26 protein-coding genes and 1 pseudogene are annotated in these 26,136 nt (G+C 65.4%); 15 read left to right on the top strand and 12 right to left on the bottom strand.

What is annotated here, in order from left to right:
- Positions 1-116 precede the first annotated feature (116 nt).
- The 10 genes from paaX (at position 117) to XI09_RS35460 (ending at position 8,850) form a co-directional block, all read left to right on the top strand.
- Positions 117-983, top strand: coding sequence for a phenylacetic acid degradation operon negative regulatory protein PaaX (paaX, locus tag XI09_RS35505; RefSeq protein ID WP_271571028.1), 867 nt, complete (start codon positions 117-119; stop codon positions 981-983).
- Between the two features lie 76 nt (positions 984-1,059).
- A complete protein-coding gene (paaA, locus tag XI09_RS35500) occupies positions 1,060-2,052 on the top strand; it encodes a 1,2-phenylacetyl-CoA epoxidase subunit PaaA (RefSeq protein WP_271571027.1) in 993 nt (330 codons plus the stop codon).
- Positions 2,053-2,062: 10 nt separating this feature from the next.
- Complete coding sequence (paaB, locus tag XI09_RS35495) at positions 2,063-2,350, top strand: 1,2-phenylacetyl-CoA epoxidase subunit PaaB (RefSeq protein ID WP_008136594.1); 288 nt, start codon at positions 2,063-2,065, stop codon at positions 2,348-2,350.
- The gene (gene paaC, locus XI09_RS35490; protein WP_271571026.1) at positions 2,350-3,126 is read left to right on the top strand and encodes a 1,2-phenylacetyl-CoA epoxidase subunit PaaC; all 777 of its coding nucleotides are present in this window, start codon (positions 2,350-2,352) and stop codon (positions 3,124-3,126) included. Before paaB ends, paaC begins: the two co-directional genes overlap by 1 nt.
- Positions 3,120-3,623, top strand: coding sequence for a 1,2-phenylacetyl-CoA epoxidase subunit PaaD (gene paaD / locus XI09_RS35485; protein WP_271571025.1), 504 nt, complete (start codon positions 3,120-3,122; stop codon positions 3,621-3,623). Before paaC ends, paaD begins: the two co-directional genes overlap by 7 nt.
- A gap of 2 nt (positions 3,624-3,625) precedes the next feature.
- Entirely contained in the window at positions 3,626-4,708 is a 1,083-nt protein-coding gene (gene paaE / locus XI09_RS35480; RefSeq protein ID WP_271571024.1) for a 1,2-phenylacetyl-CoA epoxidase subunit PaaE, read from the top strand.
- A 101-nt stretch (positions 4,709-4,809) separates the two neighbouring features.
- Positions 4,810-5,259 (top strand): hydroxyphenylacetyl-CoA thioesterase PaaI, encoded by a 450-nt coding sequence (gene paaI / locus XI09_RS35475; RefSeq protein WP_271571023.1) that lies wholly within the window; start codon positions 4,810-4,812, stop codon positions 5,257-5,259.
- 32 nt (positions 5,260-5,291) lie between these two features.
- Positions 5,292-6,623, top strand: a complete 1,332-nt coding sequence (gene paaK, locus XI09_RS35470) for a phenylacetate--CoA ligase PaaK (protein WP_271571022.1) — start codon at positions 5,292-5,294, stop codon at positions 6,621-6,623.
- A 52-nt stretch (positions 6,624-6,675) separates the two neighbouring features.
- Positions 6,676-7,680, top strand: a complete 1,005-nt coding sequence (locus tag XI09_RS35465; protein WP_271571131.1) for a quinone oxidoreductase family protein — start codon at positions 6,676-6,678, stop codon at positions 7,678-7,680.
- Positions 7,681-7,794: 114 nt separating this feature from the next.
- Positions 7,795-8,850, top strand: coding sequence for a YeeE/YedE family protein (locus tag XI09_RS35460; protein WP_271571021.1), 1,056 nt, complete (start codon positions 7,795-7,797; stop codon positions 8,848-8,850).
- Here XI09_RS35460 and XI09_RS35455 read toward each other — a convergent pair.
- A complete protein-coding gene (locus XI09_RS35455; RefSeq protein WP_271571020.1) occupies positions 8,829-9,668 on the bottom strand; it encodes a DMT family transporter in 840 nt (279 codons plus the stop codon). The genes XI09_RS35460 and XI09_RS35455 overlap by 22 nt on opposite strands.
- Positions 9,669-9,843: 175 nt before the next feature.
- Between XI09_RS35455 and pdxR the strand changes: the two genes are divergently transcribed.
- Positions 9,844-11,274 carry a MocR-like pyridoxine biosynthesis transcription factor PdxR gene (gene pdxR, locus XI09_RS35450; RefSeq protein ID WP_271571130.1) on the top strand — a complete coding sequence of 477 codons (1,431 nt, stop codon included), beginning with the start codon at positions 9,844-9,846 and terminating at the stop codon, positions 11,272-11,274.
- Between the two features lie 9 nt (positions 11,275-11,283).
- On the opposite strand, the gene XI09_RS35445 is transcribed toward pdxR, so the two are convergent.
- From XI09_RS35445 to XI09_RS35425, 5 genes and pseudogenes are all read right to left on the bottom strand, one after another.
- Positions 11,284-12,507, bottom strand: a complete 1,224-nt coding sequence (locus XI09_RS35445) for a bifunctional alpha/beta hydrolase/OsmC family protein (RefSeq protein ID WP_271571019.1) — start codon at positions 12,505-12,507, stop codon at positions 11,284-11,286.
- A 27-nt stretch (positions 12,508-12,534) separates the two neighbouring features.
- On the bottom strand, positions 12,535-13,197 hold the full coding sequence (locus XI09_RS35440) for a sulfite oxidase-like oxidoreductase (protein ID WP_271571018.1): 663 nt from the start codon (positions 13,195-13,197) through the stop codon (positions 12,535-12,537).
- Positions 13,198-13,201: 4 nt separating this feature from the next.
- A pseudogene (locus tag XI09_RS35435) lies at positions 13,202-13,444 on the bottom strand (alpha-ketoglutarate permease); the annotation flags it as partial.
- Between the two features lie 76 nt (positions 13,445-13,520).
- Positions 13,521-14,741, bottom strand: a complete 1,221-nt coding sequence (locus XI09_RS35430; protein ID WP_271571017.1) for a cytochrome P450 — start codon at positions 14,739-14,741, stop codon at positions 13,521-13,523.
- A 66-nt stretch (positions 14,742-14,807) separates the two neighbouring features.
- A complete protein-coding gene (locus XI09_RS35425; protein WP_060911080.1) occupies positions 14,808-15,017 on the bottom strand; it encodes a ferredoxin in 210 nt (69 codons plus the stop codon).
- 147 nt (positions 15,018-15,164) lie between these two features.
- Here XI09_RS35425 and XI09_RS35420 point away from each other — a divergent pair, with 147 nt between their 5' ends.
- Positions 15,165-15,809, top strand: a complete 645-nt coding sequence (locus XI09_RS35420) for a TetR/AcrR family transcriptional regulator (protein WP_271571016.1) — start codon at positions 15,165-15,167, stop codon at positions 15,807-15,809.
- Here XI09_RS35420 and XI09_RS35415 read toward each other — a convergent pair.
- The 4 genes from XI09_RS35415 to XI09_RS35400 all read right to left on the bottom strand — a co-directional run bounded on the left by XI09_RS35415 (position 15,806) and on the right by XI09_RS35400 (position 19,849).
- A complete protein-coding gene (locus XI09_RS35415) occupies positions 15,806-16,456 on the bottom strand; it encodes an aspartate/glutamate racemase family protein (RefSeq protein ID WP_271571015.1) in 651 nt (216 codons plus the stop codon). The genes XI09_RS35420 and XI09_RS35415 overlap by 4 nt on opposite strands.
- A 141-nt stretch (positions 16,457-16,597) precedes the next feature.
- Positions 16,598-17,611 (bottom strand): amino acid ABC transporter substrate-binding protein, encoded by a 1,014-nt coding sequence (locus tag XI09_RS35410; RefSeq protein ID WP_271571014.1) that lies wholly within the window; start codon positions 17,609-17,611, stop codon positions 16,598-16,600.
- 12 nt (positions 17,612-17,623) lie between these two features.
- Positions 17,624-18,973: an aspartate aminotransferase family protein gene (locus tag XI09_RS35405; protein ID WP_271571013.1), complete on the bottom strand. Its 1,350-nt coding sequence runs from the start codon at positions 18,971-18,973 to the stop codon at positions 17,624-17,626.
- A gap of 3 nt (positions 18,974-18,976) precedes the next feature.
- Positions 18,977-19,849: a MurR/RpiR family transcriptional regulator gene (locus XI09_RS35400; protein ID WP_271571012.1), complete on the bottom strand. Its 873-nt coding sequence runs from the start codon at positions 19,847-19,849 to the stop codon at positions 18,977-18,979.
- Between the two features lie 87 nt (positions 19,850-19,936).
- On the opposite strand from XI09_RS35400, the gene XI09_RS35395 reads away from it, so the two are divergent.
- Positions 19,937-21,124, top strand: coding sequence for an amino acid ABC transporter permease (locus XI09_RS35395; protein WP_271571011.1), 1,188 nt, complete (start codon positions 19,937-19,939; stop codon positions 21,122-21,124).
- 2 nt (positions 21,125-21,126) lie between these two features.
- On the top strand, positions 21,127-22,233 hold the full coding sequence (locus tag XI09_RS35390) for an amino acid ABC transporter permease (RefSeq protein WP_271571010.1): 1,107 nt from the start codon (positions 21,127-21,129) through the stop codon (positions 22,231-22,233).
- A 178-nt stretch (positions 22,234-22,411) separates the two neighbouring features.
- Here the strand turns inward: XI09_RS35390 and XI09_RS35385 are convergent, their stop codons facing one another.
- Both XI09_RS35385 and XI09_RS35380 read right to left on the bottom strand, forming a co-directional pair.
- Positions 22,412-23,830 carry an amidase gene (locus XI09_RS35385; RefSeq protein WP_271571009.1) on the bottom strand — a complete coding sequence of 473 codons (1,419 nt, stop codon included), beginning with the start codon at positions 23,828-23,830 and terminating at the stop codon, positions 22,412-22,414.
- A 120-nt stretch (positions 23,831-23,950) separates the two neighbouring features.
- On the bottom strand, positions 23,951-24,727 hold the full coding sequence (locus XI09_RS35380) for an SDR family oxidoreductase (protein ID WP_271571008.1): 777 nt from the start codon (positions 24,725-24,727) through the stop codon (positions 23,951-23,953).
- Positions 24,728-24,882: 155 nt separating this feature from the next.
- Here XI09_RS35380 and XI09_RS35375 point away from each other — a divergent pair, with 155 nt between their 5' ends.
- Positions 24,883-25,956 carry a tartrate dehydrogenase gene (locus XI09_RS35375; protein ID WP_271571007.1) on the top strand — a complete coding sequence of 358 codons (1,074 nt, stop codon included), beginning with the start codon at positions 24,883-24,885 and terminating at the stop codon, positions 25,954-25,956.
- Positions 25,957-26,136 lie beyond the last annotated feature (180 nt).

Genomic DNA, 26,136 nt, shown 5'->3' with positions numbered 1-26,136 from the left:
GTCTGCTGATGCAGCCCCTCACCCCAACCCTCTCCCCGTAAGAACGGGGAGAGGGAGCAAAGAAGCGTCGCTCCCGTCCATTGTCGCGCCGGCACCAAACGCGCTATGCCTCGCGCATGGCGCATCCGCTCTCCCGTATCATCGACCAGCTCAAGCGCGAGCCGTCGCGCACCGGCTCCATCGTCGTCACCGTGTTCGGCGACGCCATCGTGCCGCGCGGCGGCTCGGTGTGGCTCGGCACGCTGCTGGAATTCTTCGAAAGCCTGGACATCGACAGCGGTGTGGTACGCACCGCGATGTCGCGCCTGGCGGCTGACGGCTGGCTGACGCGTGAAAAGGTCGGCCGCAACAGTTTCTATCGGCTCGCCGACAAAGGCCATCAGACCTTTGAGGCCGCGACGCGCCACATCTACGATCCGCCATCGTCGGACTGGACCGGGCGGTTCGAGTTGCTGCTGATCGGCAATGGCGAGGATCGCGACGCCTCGCGCGAGGCGCTGCGCAATGCCGGCTTCGGCAGTCCGCTGCCCGGCGTGTGGGTTGCGCCGTCGGGCGTGCCGGTGCCGGACGAGGCTGCGGGCGCTATCCGTCTTGAGGTCTCTGCCGAGGACGACAGCGGGCGCCGGCTGCTCAGCGCGAGCTGGCCGCTCGGTCGCACCGCGGGTGCCTATCTGAAGTTCATGAAGACGTTCGAGCCGCTGCGCGCCGCGATTGGCCGCGGAACGACTCTCTCCGACGCCGACGCCTTCACCGCCCGGATCCTGCTGATCCACCACTATCGCCGCGTCGTGCTGCGCGATCCGCTGCTGCCCGAGAGCCTGCTTCCCGCGGATTGGCCGGGCAGGGCCGCCCGCACACTCTGTGGCGAGATCTATCGCGCGCTGCTTGCTCCGTCCGAACAATGGCTTGATGGCCATGGAACCAATGAAAAGGGACCATTGCCGGCGGCGCGAAAACTCCTGGAACGGAGGTTCGGCGCCTGATCTTTATGTTACAGAAATATCTTGCATGACGTAATTTCTGTTATATATTATCTCCCAATAAAACGGGAGGATGCGCATGTACACCCAGGCGCTGAACACGGCCGAGACCGAGGATCGCGGTCTTGAGGACGCGGCCAGGGCTGCGCAATTCCAGGCTCGCATCGATGCGGAGGAACGCATCGAGCCGAATGACTGGATGCCGGCGGCCTATCGCAAGACGCTCACCCGCCAGATCTCCCAGCACGCCCATTCCGAAATCGTCGGCATGCTGCCCGAAGGCAACTGGATCACGCGCGCGCCGACCTTGCGCCGCAAGGCTGCGCTGCTCGCCAAGGTGCAGGACGAGTGCGGTCACGGGCTCTATCTCTACGCAGCCGCCGAAACGCTTGGCGCCTCGCGCGAGGAGTTGGTCGATGCCATGCTCGCCGGCAAGGCCAAGTACTCCTCCATCTTCAACTATCCGACGCTGACCTGGGCCGACATCGGCACGATCGGCTGGCTGGTGGACGGTGCCGCGATCATGAACCAGATTCCGCTGTGCCGCTGCTCCTACGGTCCGTATGCGCGTGCGATGATCCGCGTCTGCAAGGAGGAGTCTTTCCACCAGCGCCAGGGCTACGAGATCATGCTGACGCTGTGCCGCGGCTCGGACGAGCAGAAGGCGATGGCGCAGGATGCGCTGAACCGCTGGTGGTGGCCGGTGCTGATGATGTTCGGCCCGCCCGATGCCACGAGCCAGCACAGCGACACCTCGACCAAGTGGAAGATCAAGCGCTTCTCCAATGACGAGCTGCGCCAGAAATTCGTCGATGCCACCGTGCCGCAGGCGCAATATCTCGGCCTCACCATTCCCGATCCCGGCATGACGCAGGATGCCGACGGGCACTGGCGCTACAGCGAGATCGACTGGACCGAATTCAAGCAGGTGCTCGCCGGCAACGGCCCCTGCAACCGCGATCGCATGGCCGCGCGCCGCAAGGCGCACGACGAGGGCGCCTGGGTGCGCGAAGCGGCCGCCGCCTATGCCGCGAAGCGCACGCGTCGCCAGACCGCGCAAGCAGCCGAATAGGGGGATCACGATGGCCACGCCGAACACGCCGCTGTGGGAAGTCTTCATTCGCAGCCGCAACGGGCTCGCGCACAAGCATGTGGGATCGCTGCATGCCAGCGATGCCACCATGGCGCTTCAGGCCGCCCGCGACATCTACACCCGCCGCGGCGAGGGCCTTTCGATCTGGGTCGTGCCGTCCACCGCGATCACCGCGAGCGACCCCGCCGAGAAGGGCATGATGTTCGAGCCGGCGGAGTCGAAGATCTACCGGCATCCGACGTTTTATGAGGTCCCCGAGGAAGTGGGGCATATGTGATGCCGATCGCCAACACCCAGGTCTCCGAAACGCCGCTGGTGCTCTACACCCTGCGCCGCGCCGACGATGCGCTGATCCTCGGTCATCGGCTGTCGGAATGGTGTGGACATGCGCCGATGCTGGAAGAGGACATGGCGCTCTCCAACATCGCGCTCGACCTCATCGGCCAGGCACGCGAGCTCTACACCTATGCGGCCAAGGCCGAAGGCAAGGACAACGACGAGGACAAGCTCGCTTACTTGCGCGACATCAGGCAGTACCGCAATCTGCTGCTGGTCGAGCAGCCCAACGGCGACTTCGCCCAGACCCTGGTGCGGCAGTTCTTCTATTCGGCCTTCGCCGACCTCTACTGGCGCGCGATGATGGCCTCACGCGATGCGACGCTCGCCGCCATCGCCGCCAAGTCCGAAAAGGAGAGCGCCTACCATCTGCGTCATTCCTCGGAGTGGATCATCCGGCTCGGCGACGGCACGGACGAGAGCCATCGACGAGCGCAAGCCGCGATTGATTATCTCTGGGCCTTCACCGGCGAGATGTTTGCCGTAGATGACGGCGAACGCGCGCTGATCCACGCGGGTGTCGCCATCGATCCGGGTGTCTTGCGCGGGCGCTGGCTGAAGATGCTCTCCGATGTCGTCAGCGAAGCCACGCTTACGCTGCCGCAGAACGACTGGATGCAGCAGGGCGGCCGCGAGGGCCGGCACAGCGAGCATCTCGGCCATCTCCTGTCGGAGCTGCAATCGATGCAGCGTACCTTCCCGGGGCAGACATGGTGACGGTGCTTGAGAGCGGTGCCGATCTGCGCCAGCGCGCCTGGGATGCCGCGGCGAGCGTGGTCGATCCGGAAATCCCGGTGCTGACGATCGCCGATCTCGGCGTGCTCCGCAATGTCGTGCTCGACGGTGACCATGTCGAGGTCGCGATCACCCCGACCTATTCGGGCTGCCCTGCCATGAACATGATCGCGCTCGAAATCGAGGTCGCGCTGGAGCGCGCCGGCTTCCGCGGCTCAAAGGTGCGCACGGTGCTGTCGCCGGCCTGGACCACCGACTGGATGAGCGAGGAGGGGCGGCGGAAGCTGCGCGCCTACGGCATCGCGCCGCCGCAGGCCTCAAGCTCGCGCCGCGCGCTGTTCGGCGAGCAGTCTGTCGCGTGCCCGCAATGCGGCTCTGACAAGACCGAGCTGTTGTCCGAATTCGGCTCGACCTCCTGCAAGGCGCTGTGGCGCTGCAAGGCCTGCCGCGAACCCTTCGATTACTTCAAGTGTCATTGATCATGTCAGCAGCCGCACCGCGTTTCCACCGCTTGGCCGTCAACGATCTCCGCCGCGAGGCCTCCGACGCCATCTCGATGACCTTCGCCATCCCCGGCGAGCTCGCCAGCGACTATGCTTTCACGCCCGGGCAGTACCTCACGCTCCGCACGATGCTGGACGGGGAAGAGGTGCGCCGATCCTACTCCATCTGCTCCGGCCCCGACGATGGCGAGATCCGCATCGCGGTGAAGAAGGTCGATGGCGGTGCGTTTTCGAGCTGGGCCGCCGATGAACTCAAATGTGGCGACGAGCTCGACGTGATGACGCCGACGGGACGCTTTGGCGTGGTCGCGCCGGCCGATACGGGGTGGATTCATGTCGGCTTTGCCGCCGGCTCCGGCATCACGCCGATCCTGTCGATCGTCAAGGGTGTGCTCGCGCGCGAACCAGATAGCCGCTTCTTCCTGTTCTACGGCAACCGTGCGACCGACAACATCATGTTCCTCGAGGCGCTCGAGGAGCTCAAGGACCGGTTCATCGACCGCCTCTCGATCTTTCACGTCATCTCCGGCGAGGAGCAGGACATCCCGATCCTGCATGGCCGGCTCGACGGCGACAAGGTGAGGGTGCTGCTGCGCTCGCTGGTGCCGGCGGCAAGCGTCGATCATGTCTTCATCTGTGGTCCGTCCGGCATGAGCGAGGACATCGAGGCGACCTGCCGCGATCTCGGCATCCCGGAGGAGCGCATCCACGTCGAACGCTTCGTCTCGGAATTCGGCGGCAAGCCGCGGCCGAAGAAGGCCGTTGCACCCGACGCGCCGCCGAAGGCGATCGCCTCGCTGATCATCGACGGCAAGCGACGCGACGTGCCGGTCGCCGAGGACGAAGCGATCCTCGATGCCGCGCTGCGCGCCGGCGTCGATCTACCCTTCGCCTGCAAGGGCGGCATGTGCTCCACCTGCCGCGCCAAGCTGGTCGAGGGCGAGGCGCCGATGGACATCAACTATTCGCTGGAGCCGTGGGAGCTGAAGGCCGGCTTCGTCCTGACCTGCCAGGCCAAGCCGTCGTCGGAGCGGGTCGTGGTCGACTATGACCATGTCTGATCAGGCGGATCAGTGCCCAAAAATGCAAATGCGTCGCATTATTTGACACCCTGACCCAACCAGCAGAACATCATGTGCAAGCAATTGGCCGGGAGAAGCGCGTGAACGTCAAAGCCGCCCTGTCGCCTGAGGATATTGCCCGCGCCTGCGCCGATGCGATGTGGGCGGAGGACGATGCCTCCAAAGGTCTCGGCATGGAGATCGTCGAGATCGGCCCAGGCCTTGCGACGCTGGCGATGACGGTGCGGCCGGACATGGTCAATGGCCAGCGCATCGCCCATGGCGGCTTCATCTTCACGCTCGCAGATTCCGCCTTTGCGTTTGCCTGCAACTCGCACAATGAGCGTGTGGTCGCGGCGCAGGGCCAGATCACCTTCATCAAGCCCGGCAAGCTCGGCGATCGGCTCATTGCGAAAGCGCGGGAGATCAGCCGCAGCGGCCGCTCGGGGATCTACGACGTGCGTGTCACCGCAGGCGACACCGTCATCGCGGAATTCCGCGGGCATTCGCGCGTCATTCCCGGCAAGTGGCTGCCGGCACAAGACCAATAAGGAAAAGAACAGATCAATGTGGGGAAACGAGGATGGCTCTGACCAGGTTCAAGGAAGGTGGCACCACCTATCGTGCCGAGATGGACGCGCATGAGCGCGCCTCACGCGACGAGATCATGGCGTTGCAGAAGCAGCGGCTGGGCTGGTCGCTGAAGCACGCCTACGACAACGTCGCGCATTATCGCAAGGCCTTCGACAAGGCCGGCGTGCATCCGTCCGATTTTCGCGAACTCTCCGATCTCGCGAAATTTCCGTTCACGGTGAAAACGGATTTGCGCGACAATTATCCTTTCAACATGTTCGCGGTGCCGCGCGAAAAGCTGGTGCGCGTGCACGCCTCCTCCGGCACGACGGGTAAGCCGATCGTCGTCGGCTACACCCAACGCGATATCGACACATGGTCGGAGGTGATGGCGCGCTCGATCCGCGCCGCCGGCGGCCGCACCGGCATGATCATCCACAACGCGTATGGCTATGGCCTCTTCACCGGCGGGCTCGGGGTGCACTACGGCGCCGAAAAGCTCGGCTGCACGGTGGTGCCGATCTCGGGCGGCATGACCGAGCGGCAGGTGCAGCTCATCAACGATTTCCGCCCCGACATCATCACGGTAACGCCGAGCTACATGCTGGCGATCCTGGACGAGTTCAAGCGCCAGAAGCTGGATCCCCGTCAATGCTCGCTCAAGATCGGAATCTTCGGGGCCGAGCCCTGGACCAATGCGATGCGCGGCGAGATCGAGGACGCCTTCGACATGGATGCGACCGACATCTACGGCCTGTCCGAGGTGATCGGCCCTGGCGTCGCGCAGGAGTGCATCGAGACCAAGGACGGCCTGCACATCTGGGAAGACCACTTCTATCCCGAAGTGATCGACCCTGAAACGGGCGCGGTGCTGCCGGATGGCGAGAAGGGCGAGCTGGTCTTCACCTCGCTCACCAAGGAAGCTTTCCCGGTGATCCGCTATCGCACCCGCGACCTGACGCGGCTGCTGCCGGGCACGGCCCGGCCGGGCATGCGGCGCATGGAGAAGGTGACGGGACGCTCGGACGACATGATCATCCTGCGCGGCGTCAACCTGTTCCCGACCCAGATCGAGGAGGTGCTGCTGGCCACCGACTGGTGCGGCGGCCACTTCATCCTCGAATTGACCCGCGAAGGTCGCATGGACGAGCTGACCATCATCGCCGAGGCGCGGCCCGAAAGCTGGGACGGCCGCGGACTCGTCGACCATGCCGACCGGATCTCGACCCACATCAAGAACACGATCGGCATCAGCTCCAATGTGCGGGTGGTCGCGCCCGCCACGCTGGAGCGCTCGCTCGGCAAGGCCAGGCGCCTCTACGACAAGCGGCCGAAGGATTGACTTGACCACCCGTAAGGGCGACAAGGCCCGCGAGAAATCGCGGGTCTTTCCGATGTCACCAGTCGATACCAAAGCCGTCGAAGCGCGCTGTGTGCGCCTCAATGCCAAGGCCGAGAACGCGGCCGCGCTTGCGCCGGTTGTCGAGCGTCAGACGCTCACGCGCGGTCCAAACGATCTCCTGATCGAGGTGAAGGCCGCCGCCGTCAATCCGTCCGACGTCAAGGCCGCGACCGGGCTGATGCCCTATGCCGTATTCCCGCGCACGCCGGGCCGCGATTACGCCGGCGTGGTGATCGATGGTCCGGCCGGCACGGTCGGCCGCGAAGTGTTCGGTTCCTCCGGCGATCTCGGCATCCGCCGCGACGGCACCCATGCGAGCCATCTCGTCGTCGAGCTTGACGCGGTCGTGGAGAAACCCAGGACGGTGTCCTGGGAAGAGGCTGCCGGCATCGGCGTTCCCTTCGTCACCGCGATGGAAGGCTTTCGCCGCGCCGGTGTGCCGAAGGCCGGTGAGACCGTTCTGGTGTTCGGCGTCAACGGCAAGGTCGGCCAGGCCGCGGTGCAGATCGCGACATGGCAGGGCGCGCGCGTCATCGGCGTGGTGCGCAAGGCGGAAGCCTATGAGGGCCACAGCAATGCGTCCATCGAGGTGATCGATGCCTCCGCGACCGATGTCGCCACGCGCGTGCGGGAAGTGACCGGCGGCAAGGGCGCCGACATCGTCTTCAATACGGTCGGCGATCCCTATTTCCAGGCCGCGCACAAGTCGCTCGCCTTGCGCGGCCGCCAGATCCTGATCGCTGCGATCGACCGCATCGTGCAGTTCAACATCCTCGAATTTTACAGGGGCCAGCACACTTACGTCGGCATCGATACGCTTGGCTTGTCGTCGGTTGCGACAGGCGCGGTGCTCCGCGACCTCGGCCCCGGTTTTGCGAGCGGTCACCTGAGACCGTTTCCGATCAAGGCGAATGCCGTCTATCCGCTGGAGCGCGCCAAGGAGGCGTATGTTGCGGTCGCCGGCTCCTCGCGCGACAGGATAATCCTGCGGCCATGAAACTCGTCATTGCGAGCGCAGCGAAGCAATCCAGAAATGCATCCGCGGAGATGGGCTGGATTGCTTCGCTGCGCTCGCAATGACGGAGAATGACGAGAGATCTGAGAATAGCCGATGGAATCCGCCCAACTCGTCATCCTCGCCGGCCTCGTCATCGGGCTCATTTACGGCGCCGTGGGTCTGCTCAGCGGCTTCTGCCTGATGAGCAGCATGCGCGGATTCCTCGCCGAAGGAGACGGCCGGCTGGTGCGGTCCTACGCGCTGGCGATCGCTGTCGCGATCGCCGCGAGCCAGGTCCTGGCCGGCAGCGGTGCCGTCGATCTCGGCAAGTCGATCTACCTGCAACAATCCTTCTCGGCGCCGGTGCTGTTCCTCGGCGGCCTGCTGTTCGGCTATGGCATGGTGCTGTCGAACGGCTGCGGCTCGCGCGCGCTGGTGCTGCTCGGCCGCGGCAATCTCCGTTCCTTCGTCGTCGTGATCGTGCTCGCCATCGCCGCACAGATGACACTCAAGGGCCTGGTTGCGCCGGCGCGCATTGCGCTGGTCCAGGCCTCGCAAACCACGGTCAACACGAATTCGCTGCCGTCGCTGCTGGCGGCGCTCGGTCCCTCTGAAGCTCTCTCGCGCGCGATTGCCGCTGCCGTGATCGTCGTCGCGCTGATCCTGTTTGCGTTCGCCCACCCGACGTTCCGCCGTTCGCCGGGCCAGATCGCGGCGGGCGTCATCGTCGGTGTCCTCGTCGCGAGTGGCTGGTTCGTCACCGGCTATCTCGGCGCCGACGACTTCAATCCCGTCCTCGTGACCTCGCTCACCTTCGTCGCGCCGCTCGCAGATGCCTTACAATATGCCATGCTTTCGACCGGCCTGACGCTGAATTTCGGCATCGCGACGGTTGCCGGTGTCTTCGCCGGCAGTCTGGTGACGGCACTCGCTACGGGTCGCTTCAAGCTCGAAGGCTATTCATCGCCGCGCCACATGCTGCGCTCAGGCAGCGGCGCCGCGCTGATGGGCATCGGCGGCGTGATGGCGTTCGGCTGCTCGATCGGACAGGGGCTCACTGGCGTGTCGACGCTGGCGCTGGGCTCGTTCGTTGCGCTCGCCGGCATCCTGCTCGGCACGACGGCGGGCCTGCGCGGCGTGTTGCGCGTTCAACCTCTCGCGATGGCCTGACTGCGCAGCAGGCGATCCCCGAGCGTTGCCAGGCCGATGCCGGCGACGATCAGTCCGGCCGCGACAGCAAGGCTCATGTCGATCGGTTCGCGCAGCAGGATCGCCGCACTGGCGATGCCGACGAGTGGCGTCGCCGTGGTGCCGAGCGATGTCGTCAGCGCCGAGATGCTCTTGTTGACCATCGACATCGCCCAATAGGCAAGCGCCGTTCCGATCAGGCCGGAATAGAGGAACAGGAGCACGAGCCTCCACGACCATTCTGCGTGTGGCAGGCCGTCCGTGATTGTCGCGCTGACAGTCAGGACGATCGTTGCGACGAGTACCTGCCAGATCAGCAGCTGGAGCGGAGAGGCGATCCAGCGATGCGCGCGGATATAGATGATGTTCGCGGCCCAGGAGATCGCGGCCAGGATGACCATGCCGGCGCCCAGCACGACGTTGGTATTGGTCCAGTCGATCGATGCCGGGTTCAGAATCACGGCAAGGCCGATCAACCCGAGCAGGGCGCCGGCGAGTTTTGGCGCGGTCAGTGTATCTTTCCCGAGCAGGGGCGCGGCGATTGCGACCCAGAGCGGTGTGGTGTAGCCGAGCACGATGGCCTTGCTCGCAGGCAGGAAGCGCACACCGGCCGCAACCAGGACCGAGAACACCGTCATGTGCAGTAGCGCGACGCTCAGGACCACAGGAATGTCGCGCCGCTCCGGGATCACCAGATTGTTGCTCAGTCCGAGGATCACGAACAATCCGGCCAGCGCGATCCAGCTCCGGATCGCTGAAGTCCACAATGGCGGAAGGAACTGGACGAGCTGTTTCGTCACCGACCAGTTCACGCCCAGGCCAGCACGACGATGAGGAACAGGCCGACGGCCGCGCGGGTTGACAGGGAGTTCATCTCGGAGGTCCTTGAAGCAGTCTGGCCTCGCGGATAGCATCCGCGCTGGCACCAGAAAAAGTGCCAGATCGCGAAGGAATAAGGTGCCAGTTGCGGAAGAGATGATCGCCGGCCTGATCGAGCTGAAGCGGACCGGCGAGGAAGGGCTGATGGCTCAACTGACGAGCCAGCTCAGGGAGCTGATCGGAACCGGCCGCATCGGCAGGGGCCGCAGGCTGCCGTCGAGCCGACAGCTTGCGAGCGATCTCGGCGTCTCCCGCAACACCGTGACCTATGCGTTCGAGCAGCTTGCCGCCGAAGGATATCTGGCTGCGTCGCACGGGCGGCGCCCGGTCGTGACGGTCGACGGCGGTGAGCGTATCGAAGCAGCCGGCGCCGCGACGTCGCGAGTCCGCGCTGGCACGCCACGCCTCTCTCCCTGGGCATCAAAGCTCAAGCAGGCGGACTGGCCGATGTCCTATCTGGCGCCGCTAAAACCCCTGCGGCCGGGGCATGGCGATTTCAGGGAGTTTCCGAACGAGGTCTGGGCCCGCTGCCTGCGCCGTAGCGCCGTGCGTGCGGCCAGGCGCGAGCTCGGCCCCGTCAACCGGCCGCGCCTGCGCGAGGCGCTGGCGCATTATCTGGCGACCAGCAGAGGCGTTCGCGCCACGGCGGACCAGATCATGATCCTGCCGAGCGCGCAGGCTGCGCTCACCTTGATCGCGGCGGCCGTGATCACGCAAGGTGACGAGGTCTGGGTGGAGGATCCCGGCTATCCCGGCGCCGCGGCTGCCTTCCGTGCCTCCGGCGCACGCGTCACCGGCATCAGGCTGGACGAGCAGGGCATGCAGCGGATGCCGGGAATTACGGCTCCAACGCTGATCTTCATGACGCCATCGCACCAGCATCCGACCGGGCGGCTGATGTCGCTGGCCCGTCGCACCGAATTCTTGGGCATGAGCAAGCCCGGCAAGACCTGGATCGTGGAGGACGATTACGACGGCGAATTCCACTATGATAGCCGGCCGGTGCCGGCGTTGCAGGGGCTCGATACCCATGGCCGCGTGTTCTATGTCGGTACGTTCTCGAAGGCGATGACCTCGGATATCCGGCTCGGCTATCTCGTCGTGCCGCCGGCGCTGGTCAGCACCCTGGAGATCGCGCAGCGGCATATCGGGCTGATCGCCGCCAGCCACATCCAGGAAGCGCTGGCCGAGTTCATTGCCGACGGGCATTTTCTCGCGCATCTGCGCCGGATGCGCCGGCTTTATCACGCGCGCCGCGATCATCTCGTCGAGGGACTGGAGCGCCATCTTGGCGAGGTGCTCACGGTCGAAGTGCCCTCGGGCGGCATCCAGCTCGTCGCACGCCTCAAGCGCGGTCGCGCTGATCAGGCCGCGGTCAAGCGGCTGGTCGAAGCGGGGGTCGAGACGCGGGCCTTGTCCAGCCTTGCGCTCGGCCGGCCGCGCGATCACGGCCTGCTACTCGGCTTTGCAGCATGGCGCGAGAACGAGATCAGCGCCGCCGTGCGGACAATGGCATCGTGCTTCTAGCGCGCCATGCTAGTCCACGGCCTTGGTCACGATGCGGATCTCCGAGGTCAGCGTGCGGTGCACCGGGCACTTGTCGGCGATCTCCATCAGCTTCCTGCGCTGCTCGGCATCGAGCGCGCCGTCCATCGCGATGTCGCGCTCGATCTGGTCGAGCATGCCCTCGCGCGTCTCGCACTCCGCGCAATCATTGGCGTAGATCTTGGAATGCTTCAGCGTGACCGTGACGCGGTCCAGCGGCAGCGACTTGCGGTCGGCATAGAGGCGCATGGTCATGGAGGTGCAGGCACCGAGGCCTGCGAGCAGGAAGTCATAGGGGCCGGGCCCGGCATCCTCGCCGCCGGCAGCGACCGGCTCGTCCGCCACCAGATGATGCGGCCCCACGGTGATGATCTGGTTGAACTTGCTCTTGCGGGTCTCCTGCACCACTACTTTGCGCGGCTCTTCGACGAGATCCATCGCCTTGGCGGGCTTTGCGGCGTCGATGTAGCGGCTTGCCCAGGCCGCGATCATGTCGGCTGCATAGAGAGCATCGGCCGGTCTGGTGAGGAGATGATCGGCGTGGTCGAGCGAGACGAAGCTCTTGGAATGCTTGGCCGCGACGAAGATCTTGGTCGCATTGTCGATGCCTACGGTGTCGTCGACCGGCGAGTGCATCACCAGCAGCGCCTTGTGCAGGCCGGTGACGTCCTTCATCAGCTCATGCTCTGCGATGTCTTCGAGGAATTCGCGCTTGATGCGGAATGGACGCCCGGCAAGCGACACTTCGACCTCGCCCTGTGCGCGGATCGCGTCGACATGTTCCCTGAACAGGCCGGTGACGTGGGCCGGGTCGGATGGCGCTGCAATGGTTGCCACCGCTTTCGCCTCGGGAACCTTGCTGGCCGCGGCGAGGATCGCAGCGCCGCCGAGGCTATGGCCGATCAGGATCGAGGGCGCCTTGCGCGTCGAACGCAGATGATCGGCCGCGCGCACGAGATCGGCTGCGTTCGAGGAAAACGTCGAATTGGCGAAATCACCCTCGCTGGAGCCGAGGCCGGTGAAGTCGAAGCGCAGCACCGCGATGCCCTTGGCGGCGAGCGCGACCGAGATGCGCTTGGCCGCCAGCGTGTCCTTGCCGCAGGTGAAGCAGTGCGCAAACAGCGCGAAAGCCGCGGGTTCGCCGTCCGGCAGCTCCAGCGCGGCCGCGAGCTGATGGCCGCCTTCGCCGGTGAATTGAAAGCGTTCCGTCGGCATGGGCTTCCCCCGTCTCCTGGTTGGAACTTAATCGCCTGAATAGCGCTGCTCGGTCCAGGGATCGCCGCGGTTATGATAGCCGCGGACTTCCCAGAAGCCCGGCGCGTCGTCGGTCAGGAATTCGATCGCCTGGAGCCATTTGGCGCTCTTCCAGAAATACAGATGCGGCACGACCAGCCGGACCGGGCCGCCATGCTCCTCCGTCAGTGGCTGGCCGGACCAGCTATGGGCGAGCAGTGCGTCCTCGGCGGCAAAGTCGTCCAGCGCGAGGTTGGTGGTGTAGCCGTCATAGGAATGCAGCACGACGAAGCGTGCATCCTCGCGCGGCCGGCAGGTCGCGAGCAGCTCGCGCGTGGCAAGGCCTTCCCAAAGGTTGTCGTAGCGCGACCAGGTCGTCACGCAGTGGATGTCGGAGGTGAACCGGGCCTGCTTCTGTGCAGTGAACTCGGCGAAGGTCCAGAACACGGGATTTTCGATCGCGCCGTAGACGTCGAGCCGCCAGCGCTCACGCGAGACCGGTGGCACGACGCCGAGGTCGAGCACCGGCCAGTCCTTGGTGAGGTGCTGGCCCGGCGGCAGCCGTTGATCTTCCGGACGCGTGATCTTGCCCGTGAGGAAGCGGCCCTCGCGCGCCCACTTCTCCTTGGTGCGCGTCAGCTTGCTGTCGGGCGGCTCGTTGTCGTCGGCCATCAGCTTACTCGTGGCGATGCATGGCGGAGGCGTGCTTGGTGTCGCGCATGGTGGAATAGATGATCAGCGACAGGCAGATGACGCCGCTGAGGTAGAAGTAGAACCATTCCTCGTGCCCGATGCTCTTGAAGTAGAGCGCGATCGCCGGTGCCGTGCCGCCGAAGATCGAGACCGTGATGGCATAGGGCAGGCCGACGCCGAGCGCGCGGACGTTGGTCGGGAACAGCTCGGCCTTCACCACGGCGTTGTCAATGTGGTCGGAGGCCGGTTGGGTTGCTTGCTCAGTCACGTCCGGCCTCTCTCCGTATCTCTGTTGGAAAGGCCTACATCGCCTTTCCGAGCAGAAATGGCAACTGGCGGGGGCCTCTCACCGTGCCCTGCGACCAAGTCACTGTGCCTGCCGGATCGAGCCGGAAGTCCGGAATGCGCTTCAGCCATTCCTCCAGCGCAACCTGCATCTCCATGCGCGCAAGATTGGAACCGACGCAGCGGTGGATGCCGAGGCCGAAGGCGGCGTGGCGGTTCTCGCGGCGGTCGATCACGACTTTGTCAGCGTCCGGAAACATCTTCGGATCCCGATTTGCGGCGGGGAAGGACAGCAGCACCATGTTGCCGGCCTTGACCGGGCAGCCCGAGATCGTGGTCTCCTTGACCACCTCGCGGGCCATGGTCACCGGCGAATAGGCGCGCAGCAGCTCCTCGACCGCCGTCGGGATCAGGGCAGGCTCGGCGATCAGCCGCTCGCGGTCGGCAGGCGTCCTCGCGAGATGCCAGAGCGAGGAGCCGATCGCGCTCCAGGTGGTGTCGATGCCGGCGATCAGGAGCAGGCGCAGCGATCCCAGCACGTGGGACTCTTCCAGCGGCTGGCCTTCCTTGTCCTTGGCGTTCATCAGATAGGAGATGAGATCGTCGGTCGGCTTCGATCTACGCTCCTCGATATGCGTCCTGAAATAGGCGCTCATCTCCTGCACGGCCTGGAGCAGCTTGGTCTCGTCCTTGATGCCGAGCTCCAGGATCATGTGGATCCAGTCGATGAAGAGATCGCTGTCGCTCTCGGGGATGCCGAGCATGTGGGCGATGGCCTGGACCGGGATATATTTGCTGTAACGCGCGGCCGCGTCGACCTTGCCGTCGGCGATGAACCCGTCGATCAGCTCGTTGCAGATCGCGCGCATCCGCGGTTCCAGCTTCTTCATCGCATCCGGCGTAAACGGCGGCAGCAGCAGCTGCTTGGCCGGCTTGTGCACGGGCGGATCGGAGGTGATCGGCGGGGCCGCGTTCCTGGCGATTTCCGGCCGGACGTCGCGGACGATGATGCGGCGCGAGGAGAAATGCTCGGTGTCGTTGGCAATCTCGCGCACCGCCTCATAGGTCGTCGGCATGTAGCAGCCGAGGAATCGCTCGGTGTGCACGACCGGGCTTGCGGCGCGCAGCTCGTCCCAGATCGGAAACGGATCGTCGGTCCATTGCGGATCGGTGTGGTCGAAATCGTTGACCCAGTCGTTGACGGGCGGATGGGCGACGGGCTGGCTGACGTCGGACATGTCAGGGGAATCCTCGGGCTGGTGGTCGCTGGAATCACGCGCACGCGGGCTCACAGGAAGCCCGCGCTACTCCTCGATCACATCGATAGCGATTTCCGGGCAGTTGGATTTGGCAAGCCACGCCTTGTCTTCGAGTCCCGGCGGGACAGTGCCATCGCCGGCTTCATGCGCGTTGCCGTATTCGTCGAGCTCGAACAGCTCCGGTGCCAGCGCCTTGCAGCGCGCATGGCCCTGGCATTTGTCGGGATCGACGTGAACCTTCAGTCGCTCTGTCATGGCGGCTTCCTTGGTCGTATGCGCGCGGCGCCCGAAGGACGGCGCGTTCCTCTCATGGGCGGCATTCGCCGCTTATTCTAAGTTATATCCTATTACATTCGCGGCAGGCTTCCCCTGTCAAGCGCAAACTTATAGGCTTGGCGCAACATGCGTTCACAACTCGCCCGCAAGCCCGAGAACACCTACCACCATGGCGATCTCCGCGATGCCTTGATCAAGGCTGCGTTGCGCGAGGCGGAGCGGGGCGGCGCCGAGGCGATCAGCATCAAGGCGCTGGCAAAGCAGCTCGGCGTCTCGCAGCCGGCGCCCTACCGGCATTTTGCCGACCGCGAGGCGCTGCTGGCGGCAGTGACGGCGGAGGCGTTCCGGCAGCTCAGCGCGATCCTGCGCGAGGCGATGGCAAAGCCGTCCAAGCAATCGAAATTATCGCGGCTGGCGCAGGCAACACTCGACTTCGGCCTGCGCCGCAACGGCATCTATCGCTTGATGTTCGCCTCGCGCACCGTGTCATGCGCGGCCAAGGGCAGCGAGCTGCATGAGGCCACGCGCGAAACATTTGCGCTCGTGATCGAAGCCCTGGAGGCGCCGGCGGTCGGTTTCTTGCGCGAACGGCAAGCGCTCAAGATCTGGGCGGCGTTGCACGGCGTGGTGATGCTGGCCGAGCAGGGCCTGTTCACCGGCGAGGCGGCACATGCCACGCGCGAGGAACTGGTCGAGGATTTCGTCAGCGAAACGAAGGCCGCGCTTGCGTCGGCGATCAAGGGCGCCCGGCGTCGGGGAAAGGGCGCTTAGCTCCTTGCTGCGAGCAGCCTCGTCAGCTTCTCGACGGCGCTATCCGGCGTGGTGACGACGGGACGCCCGGTGGCTTCTGCGACCAGCGGCGCAGTCGCCGCGATGCTGAACTGCGCCAGTGCAATGACGTCACAATCGCGCAAGTCGCGCGAAGCGTCTGTGATCAACCGGTCATGCGTGGCGCGGTCGCCGCCGTCGAGCGCCGCGAGTGCGCCTTCGGCGAGTTTCGGGACGACCTGGACGGAGCTGGGAAACTCCGGCGGCATCGAGGCCAGCGTCGGCGCGAAGGTCGAGAGCAGGCCGATGCGCTTGCCCATCGTCACCGCCCGTTCGATCATGGCCTCGTTCGGCTTGAGCACCGGCATCGGCGCGTGCGCGTGCGCCACCGCCTCGATGCAGGGGCCGAAGGCCGAGCAGGTGAACAGGATCGCATCCGCGCCCGTCGCGGCGGCGTAGTCGCCGAGCGCCAGGAAGCGCTCGGTCATGGTGTCGTTGAGCGCGCCGTCACGCGCCAGATCCGCCGACAGGCTGTCGTCGAGCAGGTTCATCAGCCGCGCCTCCGGCCACGCCGTCGCGAACGCAGCCTCGATTGGGGCGATGGAATGCTTGAGAGCGTGGATGAGGGCAATGCGAGGTGGAGTCGTCATTGAGCGCGATTACCTGGTCTCGTGCCCCGGACGCAGCGCAATGCGCAGTATTGCGCTGCCGAGCCGGGGCCCATCGTGGTTGCCGGGTCCCGGCTCTGCGCAGCAGCGTTGCACGCTGCAGCGCGTCCGGGACACGCGTGTTTACTTGAACGGCACGGCGTACATCAAGCCGCCTTTGTTCCAGAGGCCGTTGAGGCCGCGGTCGAGCTTGAGCGGGCTCGCCTTGCCGACATTGCGCTCGTAGATCTCGCCGTAATTGCCGCCTGCCTTGATCGCCGTGACCAGCCATTTGTTGTCAAGCCCGAGCCGCGAGCCGAGGTCGCCGGAGGCGCCTAACAGGCGCTGGATCGCCGGCGTCTGCGACTTCGCCATCTCATCGACATTGGCTTGCGTCACGCCGAGCTCCTCGGCCTCGATCAGACCGTAATGCAGCCAGGTGATGATGTCGCTCCAGACCTCGTCACCGTTGCGGGTGAAGGGCCCGAGCGGCTCCTTGCTGATGGTCTGCGGCAGCACGACGTAGTCGGCCGGGTTGGGCGCTGCGGTCGTCACCGCGCCCGCAAGCGCGGAAGCGTCCTGGGTCATGACATCGCAGCGGCCGCCGAAGAAAGTCTGGTACATGGTGTCGACGCGATCGAACACCAGCGGCTTCCAGTCGATGCCGTTGGCGCGGCCGTAGTCGCCGAGCGTGACCTCGTGCGTGGTGCCCTGCGCGACGCAGACGGTGGCGCCCTTGAGATCCTTGATCTCCTTCACGCCGAGGTCCTTCTTCACCACAAAACCCTGGCCGTCGTAGAAGTTGACCGGACCCTGCCGCAGGCCGAGCGTCACACCGCGCAAATAGGTCTGCGTCGAATTGCGGTAGAGCACGTCGATCTCGCCCGACTGCAGCGCGGTGAAGCGATTCTGCGCCGTCAGCGAGACGTAACGCACCTTGCTGGCATCGCCCAGCACGCTGGCTGCCAGCGCGCGGCAATAGTCGACGTCGAGGCCCTTGTAATTGCCTTGCGAGTCCGGCGCCGAAAAACCGGCAAAGCCGGCGCTGACGCCGCACACCAGTGTGCCGCGGCTCTTCACCGTGTCGAGCGTCGCCGCCTGCGCGACCACCGTCGATGCCGCGAGCATGCCGGCTACGAAAACCACTTTCCTCATCATGCTACTCTCCCCTCAGTGATTGACACTACGCAATACGTTGTCGACGGCCGTGCCGAGCTTGTCGACGATCAGGTCGATCTCCTCCGTGGAGGCGATGTAGGGCGGCGCCAGCAGCACGTGGTCGCCGCGGATGCCGTCCACGGTGCCGCCGCCGGGATAGCAGCCGAGCCCGTTGGCGAATGCCTCCGCCTTGATCTTCTGGTTGAGCTTCAGCGCCGGATCGAACGAAATGCGGCTGGCGCGATCGGCGACGAGCTCGATCGCCCAGAACAGGCCGCGCCCCCTGATATCGCCGACATGGCGGTGATTGCCGAAGCGCTCGGTCAGTCGTTGCTCGAGCTGCCGGCCGCGCTCTTTCACGCGATCGAGCAGGCCGTCCTCGCGGATCACGTCCTGCACCGCGAGCGCGGCTGCGCAGGCGAGGGGGTGCGCGAGATAGGTGTGGCCATGCTGGAAGGCGCCCGAGCCGGCGCGAATGGTGTCGATGATCTTGCCGCTCGCGAGCATCGCGCCGATCGGCTGATAGCCGCCGCCGAGTCCCTTCGCGATCGCCTGGATATCCGGGGTGACGCCTTCCTGCTCCCAGGCATGCGTGGTGCCGGTCCGACCCATCCCGCACATGACTTCGTCCAGGATGAGCAGCGCACCATGCCGGTCGCAGATTTCGCGCACTGCCTTGAAGTAACCGTCCGGCGCCGTCACCGCGCCGGCGGTGGCGCCGACGACGGGCTCGGCGAGGAACGCCGCAACGGTGTTGGGGCCGAGCCGTTGAAACTCAGCTTCGAGCTCGGCTGCGAGTCGCGCCACGAACTGCGCATCCGACTCGCCGTCGTGTTTCTCGTGATAAGCAAAGGCGGGAGTCACATGGCTGAAGGCGGCGGACAGCAGCGGCGCGTAGGGCGCACGGCGCCAGGCATTGCCGCCGGCGGCGAGCGCGCCGAGCGTGTTGCCGTGGTAACTTTGCCGCCGCGCGATGAAATGCTGTCGCTGCGGCTCGCTACGCTCGATGAAATATTGCCGCGCGAGCTTGATGCTGGCCTCGATCGCCTCCGACCCGCCACTGACGAAATAGGCGTAGGCGAGACCGCCGGGCTCGTGTCCGACCAGCGTCTCGGCCAGCGCCTCGGCCGGCTCGGACGAGAAGAAGGCGGTGTGCGCATAGGCCAGCGTCGAGGCCTGCTTCGCTATCGCCGCGATCACGCGCGGATGCTGGTGCCCGAGGCAGGAGACCGCTGCGCCGCCGGAGGCGTCGATGATGCGCCGCCCGTCCTCGGCGAAGAGATAGACGCCTTCGCCGCCGATCGCCTTGGGCGGCGCTTCGCGCAACGAGCGGTGCAGCACGCGGCTGGTGCGAGCGGCCATGGGTCAACCTTTCTCTGAGACGTAGGTGGAGGCCGCGGCGAGCCGGGCCTCGGTATTCTCCAGGCGCTTCTTCGCGGCCAGGCCACCGAGCGAGAACGTCACCGCAGCGAGCGACTGCGCAATCGCGATCGCGCCGGTGAGGCTCGGGAAAAAGCCGGGAGAGGAGGCTGCTTCGAACAGCAGCACTTGATCGGCGCCCTCGGCCATCGGCGCCGACACGCTGTCGGCGATCGCAATCAGCGTCGCGCCGGCGCGATAGGCGGCCTGCGCGACGCGGACGCTCGCGTGCGTGTAGGGCAGGAAGCCGATGACGATGACGGCTTCGCCGGGGCGGAAGGCGCCAAGATCGAGATCGTCAGGACCGGACGCGCCGACGAGTTGCACCTGTTCGGGGCGGAACAGCCGCAGTTCGTAGTTCAGGAGTTCCGCGACGCTCCGGCAGCTGCGATAGCCTGCGATCCAGATCCGCTTTGCGTCGTGCAGCGCGCGGGCCGCCTCCGCAATCGGCTGCGCCGGAATGCGCGGAAGGCCGGCGGCCTCGGCCTCGAGCTTGTCCGTAACCAGCGCGACATCGGCGTGCGGACCATGACGCCGGCTCTTGGCGCGGCCGGAGAAGGGCGAGGTCTGCAACGGCCGCCGCGCCTCGGTCAGCGCCGCGCGCAACGCGTCCCAGCCGGAATAGCCGATGGCTTTTGCAAGCCGCGTGAACGCGGCGGGATCGGCGCCGGCGACGGCCGCGAGATCGCGCATCGAGCGGGTGGTGGCGTCGTAATCATTGGCGGCGACGAAGCGTCCGACCTCCTGCAAGCGCATCGGGAGCGATGGCAATGCAATGCGCAGTTCGCTCAGCGGCGAGGATTTCGCGGGCTCGGCCATGAAACATTTGTTGCATGAATTGGCATTTGGTGCAACAGTTGACGTGCGCCGCCGGAAATCGTTGCGTTTGAGAAGGATTTTTGCGCTGTGACATCAGAGGGGCCGAGACCGCCGCCGCGCCGCCGCTTGTTCGGCGCCTTCGGACAACGGGAGCTGAAAGGCCTGTTCTGGCAGGTCCTGGTGGTCGGGATCGCGGTTGGGGTGATTGCCTTCCTCTGGTCCAACACCGTCACCAACCTGTCGGCTCGCCGCATCACCACGGGCTTTGCCTTTCTCGGCCGCGAAGCGGGCATGCCGATTGCCGACAGCCTGCTCGCCTATAATCCGCGCGACACCTACCTCTGGGCTTTCGTCGTCGGGATCGCCAACACTCTGCGCGTCGCGGTGATCGGCATCGTGCTTGCGACCCTCCTGGGCACGCTGATCGGGATCTCGCGGCTGTCGGCCAACTGGCTGTTGTCGCGACTCGCCGCCGTCTATGTCGAGACCCTCCGCGACATCCCGCTGCTGCTTCAACTCCTGTTCTGGTACGTGCTGATGCAGGCGCTGCCGGCTGCGCGCGCGGCCTTCCGGCCGCTTGAGGGGGTGTTCCTCTCCAATCGTGGCCTGATCCTGCCGGCAATCCCGATCGGGGCGCCGCAGCTCTGGGTGCTCGGCACCGCCGCGCTGGGCTGCGCCGTGTTCTATGTCTTCAGACGATGGCAGATCGCGCAGCAGATGCGGGACGGCAAGCCGCGGCCAGCATGGCCCTTCGCACTCGGTCTCATCGTCGTGCTGCCGGCCGCAGTGTCGGTTCTGCTCGGTGTGTCCTGGGCGATCGAATGGCCCGCGCTGCGCGGCTTCAACTTCGTCGGCGGGCTCACGCTGGCGCCGGAGTATTTCGCACTTCTGATCGCGCTCGTCACCTACACCTCGGCCTTCATCGCCGAGATCGTGCGCAGCGGCATCCAGTCGGTTCCGCGCGGGCAATGGGATGCCGCCAACGCGCTCGGCCTGCGCCGCAGTTTCATGCTGCGGCAGATCATCCTGCCGCAGGCGCTGCGCGTGATCGTGCCGCCGATGACGAGCCAATACCTCAACCTGACCAAGAACTCCTCGCTCGCGGTCGCGATCGGCTACCAGGACGTGGTGTCGGTCGCCAACACCACGCTGAACCAGACCGGGCAGGCGATCGAGGCGATCGCGTTGATCATGGCGGTGTTCTTGACCATCAGCCTCGGCATCAGCTTCTTCATGAACTGGTACAATGCGCGTATCGCGCTGGTGGAGCGCTGAGCATGACGGCGGTCACCGATAGTCCGGAGGCACCGCGCGCCGCGCGCCGTCCGCAAATGGGAAATCCGGTGCTGCGCTGGCTGCGCACCAATTTGTTCTCGTCGATCCCCAACGGCATTCTGTCGGTCGTGCTGCTGGCGATCCTCGCCAAGGGCATCTTCAGCTTCGTGCAGTGGGGCATCGCGAATGCAGTGTGGCTGACGCCCGCGAACGATTCCAGCGCGTGCCGTGCCGTCCGCGGCTTCGGCGCCTGCTGGGCGATCATCCCCGAGAAATATCGCTTCATCCTGTTCGGCACCTATCCGTTCGACGAGCAGTGGCGGCCGGCGCTGTCGGTGGTGCTATTCATCGCGCTGTTCTATCTCTCCAGCCGTCGTGCCTTCTGGCGGCGCGAGCTGGTCTATCTCTGGACCGGTGTGCTGGCGCTGATCAGCGTGCTGATGTGGGGCGGCGTGTTCGGCCTGTCCTTCGTCTCGCAGGACCGCTGGGGCGGACTGCCGGTGACGCTGATCCTGGCGACCTTCGGTCTTGCCTTCGGCTTCCCGCTTGGCATCCTCGTTGCGCTCGGCCGTCGCTCAAAGCTGCCGGCGATCCGCTCGCTCAGCGTGCTCTATGTCGAGCTGATCCGCGGCGTGCCGCTGGTCAGCCTGCTGTTCATGGCGAGCGTGATGTTTCCGCTGTTCATGCCCAGCGGCTTCAACATCGACAAGCTGCTGCGCGCGCAGATCGCGATCATCCTGTTCGCGGGCGCTTACCTTGCCGAAGTCATTCGCGGTGGCCTTCAGGCCGTGCCGCGCGGACAATACGAGGCCGCCGATGCGCTGGGGCTGTCCTATTGGCGCAAGCACCGGCTGATCGTCCTGCCGCAGGCGATCCGCCACGTCATCCCGCCGCTGGTCAACACCTTCATCGCCTTCTTCAAGGATACCAGCCTCGTCCTCATCATCGGCATCTTCGACCTGCTGACGACAGCCAAGACGGCGATCATCGATCCGGCCTGGCAGCAGTTCTCGGTCGAAGTCTACATCTTCGTCGCCGCGATCTACTTTGTGTTCTGCTTCGCGATGTCGCGCTACAGCCGCGGCCTGGAGGCGACAAGCGGGCGGTGATCCTTCGCCTCTCCCCGCTTGCGGGGAGAGGCCGGAATTTGCACAGCAAATTCCGGGTGAGGGGGAGTCTCCGCGAGTCCAGCTGTTACCGCGTTTGCGGAAGCAGCCCCTCACCCCGACCCTCTCCCCGTAAGAACGGGGCGAGGGAGTGCACCGGGCGCGCGGCGCGCAGTTCGCCTTACTTCGTCACCCGCGGATCGATCGGCGTCGTCCCGCGCACGCCCAGGATATCCTCCAGCACCTTCGCCCCGGCAATCACCTGGGCGTCGGCGCGTGGCGCGCCGACCACCTGCAAACCGACCGGCAGGCCCGATGCCGTGAAGCCGCAGGGCAGCGACAGCGCCGGGCAGCAGGCGAGCGTGATGGCGTAGACGATGCCGAGCCACTCGACGTAATTGTCGAACCGCTTGCCGGCGCATTCGGCGACGTAGCGGTTTTCGATCGGGAAGGGCGGCACGATCGTGGTCGGCACGAGCAGCAGATCGTAGGTCTGGAAGAACTCGACCGCGCGGGCGGTCATGCCGACGCGCTGCGCCTCGGCGCGCGCGAGCTGCTCGACCGTGAGCTTGAGGCCTTCCTCGATATTCCAGATCACCTCGGGCTTGAGCAGGTCGCGCTTGGTGCGCAGCAGATTGGCCTTGGTGATCGCGAAATCGAACGCGCGCAGCACGTGGAAGCATTCATGCGCCTCGCGCCAGTCCGGATGCGCCTCCTCGACGATGGCGCCGGCTTCCGTGAAACGTTCGGCGGCCTTGCGCGTGATCGCCTTCACTTCGGGATCGACCGGGGTGATGCCGAGATCGGGCGAGTAGGCGATGCGCTTCGGTTTCTTGCCCGCCTGGGCCGCCGACAGGAACGAGGTTGCGGGGGCCGGCAGTGATAGCGGATCGTCCGCATAGTCGCCGCTCATGGCGTCCAGAAGCAGCGCGAGATCCTCGACGTTGCGCGCCATCGGGCCGACGACGCCGAGATTGCGATCGATACCCGATTTAGGGGTATGTGCGACACGGCCGATGCTCGGCCGCATGCCGACGACGCCGCAGAAAGCCGCCGGGCTGCGCAGGCTGCCGCCCATGTCGGAGCCCTGGGCGAGCCAGGCCATGCCGGTCGCAAGCGCCACCGCCGCGCCGCCGGAAGAGCCCGCTGCCGATTTGGACGTATCCCAGGGATTGAGCGTGGCGCCGAACACTTCGTTGAAGGTGTTGGCGCCGGCGCCGAATTCCGGCGTGTTCGATTTGGCGTAGACGACTGCGCCATTGGCCTCGAGGTTCTCGACCATCAGGTCGGACTTCGCGGCGATGTTGTCCTTGAAGATCGGTGAGCCCTGCGTGTTCAGCACGCCGGCGACGTCGGTCAGGTCCTTGATCGGCACCGGCAGGCCTGCAAGCAGCCCGCGCGCCCCGGCCGGCTTCTGCATCAACGCCTTCGCATTGGCCCGCGCGCGATCGAAGCACAGCGTCGGCAGCGCGTTGACCTTGCCATCGACCTCAGCGATGCGCTTCTCCAGCACATCCAGCAGTTCGAGCGGCGAGACGTCGCCGGACCGCAGCTTGTCGACGACAGTGCAGGCGGTTTCGCGGATCAGGTCTTGAGACAACTATTTTACTCCTGTGTTCATTCCAAGTGCCGTCATTGCGAGCGTAGCGAAGCAATCCAGCCTGTCATCGCGGGCGCATTTCTGGATTGCTTCGCTGCGCTCGCAATGACGGGGATAGAGTTAACCCCAACCCGCGCTGATGCCGCCATCCACCGTGTAGATCACCCCTGACGTGTAGCCTGAACGGTCTGATGCCAAAAACGCCATGAGGTCGCCGATCTCGCGCGCATGCGCGGGGCGGCCGAGCGGCAGGCTCTTCTGGAATTCCCTGTAGCGGCTCTCGTCGCCGAACTGGTGCTTGGCCCGCGTCTTGAGCAGCGTGACGTGGCGGTCGGTGCCCACAGGGCCGGGATTGATGCCGACCACGCGGATGTTGTCGGCGAGGCTCTTGCCGCCGAGCGCGCGGGTGAACGCCATCAACGCGGCATTCCCGGCGCTGCCGCAGATGTAGTTCGCGTCGAACTTTTCACCGGCCGCGCCGATGTCGTTGACGATGACGCCGCCGCCCTTCGCCTTCATCTGCGCGTAGATCTGCCGCGTGAGGTCGATATAGCCGAACACTTTCAATTCCCAGGCGTGGCGCCAGGTCGCCTCGTCGATCTTGTCGATCGAGCCGCCGGGGATGTCGCCGGCATTGTTGACGAGGATGTCGATGTCGGCGGCTTCCTTGGCCAGCCGTGCGATGTCTTCGTTCTTGCGCAGGTCGACGATGCTCGTCGCGGCGTCGATCTGGTGAGCAGACCGCAGGCGATCCGCCAGCGCCTTGAGCTGATCGCCGCTGCGCGCGGCGAGCAGGAGATGCGCGCCTTCCTCGGCGAACGCCTCGGCGGCGGCGGCGCCGATGCCCTTGGACGCGCCTGTGATCAGGACGCGCTTGCCACGCAGATGCAGATCCATGGGGGCTACTCGCAGGTTGGGAACACGATGAAATCAGTAGGCGGTCGGCCGTGCCACGGTCAACATTGCAGTGCAGCGTTGCACTGCCCGCGACTTTGGTTCATTGCAGGGCGATCAAAAGACGGCGGCTGCCGGACCAACCAAGGACGTTCTCGATGAGCAAGAAACAATACCGGATCGCGGTCATTCCAGGCGACGGCATCGGCAAGGAAGTGATGCCCGAGGGCCTGCGCGTTTTGGAGGCAGCCGCGAAGAAACACGGCGTCTCCCTGCATTTCGACCATTTCGACTTCTCGTCCTGGGACTATTACGAGAAGCACGGCCAGATGATGCCGGATGACTGGAAGGAAAAGATCGGCAAGCACGACGCGATCTACTTCGGTGCCGTCGGCTGGCCGGCCAAGATTCCGGATCACGTCTCGCTGTGGGGCTCGCTGATCAAATTCCGCCGCGAGTTCGACCAGTACGTGAACCTGCGCCCGGTGCGGCTGATGCCGGGGGTGCCGTCGCCGCTGGCGAACCGCAAGCCCGGCGACATCGATTTCTGGGTGGTGCGCGAGAACACCGAAGGCGAATATTCCTCCGTCGGCGGCCGCATGTTCCCGGACACCGACCGTGAATTCGTCACCCAGCAGACGGTGATGACCCGCACCGGCGTCGACCGCATTCTGAAGTTCGCCTTCGAGCTCGCGCAGTCGCGGCCGAAGAAGCACCTGACCTCGGCGACCAAGTCGAACGGCATCTCCATCACTATGCCCTATTGGGACGAGCGTGTGGAGGCGATGGCCAAGAAATTCCCGGGCGTGAAGTGGGACAAGTACCACATCGACATCCTCACGGCGAACTTCGTGCTGCATCCGGACTGGTTCGACGTTGTCGTCGGCTCCAATCTGTTCGGTGACATCCTCTCCGACCTCGGCCCGGCCTGCACCGGCACCATCGGCATCGCGCCGTCAGGCAACATCAATCCCGAGGGCGATTTCCCGTCGGTGTTCGAGCCGGTGCACGGTTCGGCGCCTGACATCGCGGGGCAGGGCATCGCCAACCCGATCGGCGCAATCTGGTCGGGCGCGATGATGTTCGAGCATCTCGGGGAGAAGGAAGCCGGCCGATCGATCGTGGATGCGATCGAGCGCACGCTCGCCGAACGCACGCTGCGCACCCGGGATCTCGGTGGCAACGCCGACACCACGGCCTGCGGCAAGGCGGTTGCGGATATGGTGGATTAAGCCGAGCTGCTAACCGAGGTGTCGTCCCGGCGAAAGCCGGGACCCATTACCCCAGGGAGTAGTTGTGGCGCGAACCGGTAACTCCGGGTCTTCGCCAAACCACTTCCTGTGGTTGATGGGGTGGACGGCCCCCTACGGCATCAGTGTGCCAGAATGAGGTTGTTGCAAATCTCAGACAAG

It is taken from the genome of Bradyrhizobium sp. CCBAU 11386 (genome assembly GCF_028128955.1).
GTDB lineage: Bacteria > Pseudomonadota > Alphaproteobacteria > Rhizobiales > Xanthobacteraceae > Bradyrhizobium.
This window is presented reverse-complemented; position numbering and strand designations above follow the sequence as displayed.

Excerpts from the sequence above, each read along its gene's own strand:
- paaE (WP_271571024.1), top strand. The coding sequence starts at position 3,626 with ATGTCAGCAGCCGCACCGCGTTTCCACCGCTTGGCCGTCAACGATCTC.
- paaD (WP_271571025.1), top strand. The coding sequence starts at position 3,120 with ATGGTGACGGTGCTTGAGAGCGGTGCCGATCTGCGCCAGCGCGCCTGG.
- pdxR (WP_271571130.1), top strand. The coding sequence starts at position 9,844 with ATGATCGCCGGCCTGATCGAGCTGAAGCGGACCGGCGAGGAAGGGCTG.
- XI09_RS35410 (WP_271571014.1), bottom strand. The coding sequence starts at position 17,611 with ATGATGAGGAAAGTGGTTTTCGTAGCCGGCATGCTCGCGGCATCGACG.
- XI09_RS35465 (WP_271571131.1), top strand. The coding sequence starts at position 6,676 with ATGTCACCAGTCGATACCAAAGCCGTCGAAGCGCGCTGTGTGCGCCTC.
- paaK (WP_271571022.1), top strand. The coding sequence starts at position 5,292 with ATGGCTCTGACCAGGTTCAAGGAAGGTGGCACCACCTATCGTGCCGAG.
- XI09_RS35440 (WP_271571018.1), bottom strand. The coding sequence starts at position 13,197 with ATGGCCGACGACAACGAGCCGCCCGACAGCAAGCTGACGCGCACCAAG.
- XI09_RS35420 (WP_271571016.1), top strand. The coding sequence starts at position 15,165 with ATGCGTTCACAACTCGCCCGCAAGCCCGAGAACACCTACCACCATGGC.
- paaC (WP_271571026.1), top strand. The coding sequence starts at position 2,350 with ATGCCGATCGCCAACACCCAGGTCTCCGAAACGCCGCTGGTGCTCTAC.
- XI09_RS35405 (WP_271571013.1), bottom strand. The coding sequence starts at position 18,973 with ATGGCCGCTCGCACCAGCCGCGTGCTGCACCGCTCGTTGCGCGAAGCG.
- XI09_RS35460 (WP_271571021.1), top strand. The coding sequence starts at position 7,795 with ATGGAATCCGCCCAACTCGTCATCCTCGCCGGCCTCGTCATCGGGCTC.
- XI09_RS35430 (WP_271571017.1), bottom strand. The coding sequence starts at position 14,741 with ATGTCCGACGTCAGCCAGCCCGTCGCCCATCCGCCCGTCAACGACTGG.
- XI09_RS35375 (WP_271571007.1), top strand. The coding sequence starts at position 24,883 with ATGAGCAAGAAACAATACCGGATCGCGGTCATTCCAGGCGACGGCATC.
- XI09_RS35380 (WP_271571008.1), bottom strand. The coding sequence starts at position 24,727 with ATGGATCTGCATCTGCGTGGCAAGCGCGTCCTGATCACAGGCGCGTCC.
- paaX (WP_271571028.1), top strand. The coding sequence starts at position 117 with ATGGCGCATCCGCTCTCCCGTATCATCGACCAGCTCAAGCGCGAGCCG.
- XI09_RS35390 (WP_271571010.1), top strand. The coding sequence starts at position 21,127 with ATGACGGCGGTCACCGATAGTCCGGAGGCACCGCGCGCCGCGCGCCGT.
- XI09_RS35415 (WP_271571015.1), bottom strand. The coding sequence starts at position 16,456 with ATGACGACTCCACCTCGCATTGCCCTCATCCACGCTCTCAAGCATTCC.
- XI09_RS35445 (WP_271571019.1), bottom strand. The coding sequence starts at position 12,507 with ATGCCGACGGAACGCTTTCAATTCACCGGCGAAGGCGGCCATCAGCTC.
- paaB (WP_008136594.1), top strand. The coding sequence starts at position 2,063 with ATGGCCACGCCGAACACGCCGCTGTGGGAAGTCTTCATTCGCAGCCGC.
- XI09_RS35400 (WP_271571012.1), bottom strand. The coding sequence starts at position 19,849 with ATGGCCGAGCCCGCGAAATCCTCGCCGCTGAGCGAACTGCGCATTGCA.
- XI09_RS35425 (WP_060911080.1), bottom strand. The coding sequence starts at position 15,017 with ATGACAGAGCGACTGAAGGTTCACGTCGATCCCGACAAATGCCAGGGC.
- paaA (WP_271571027.1), top strand. The coding sequence starts at position 1,060 with ATGTACACCCAGGCGCTGAACACGGCCGAGACCGAGGATCGCGGTCTT.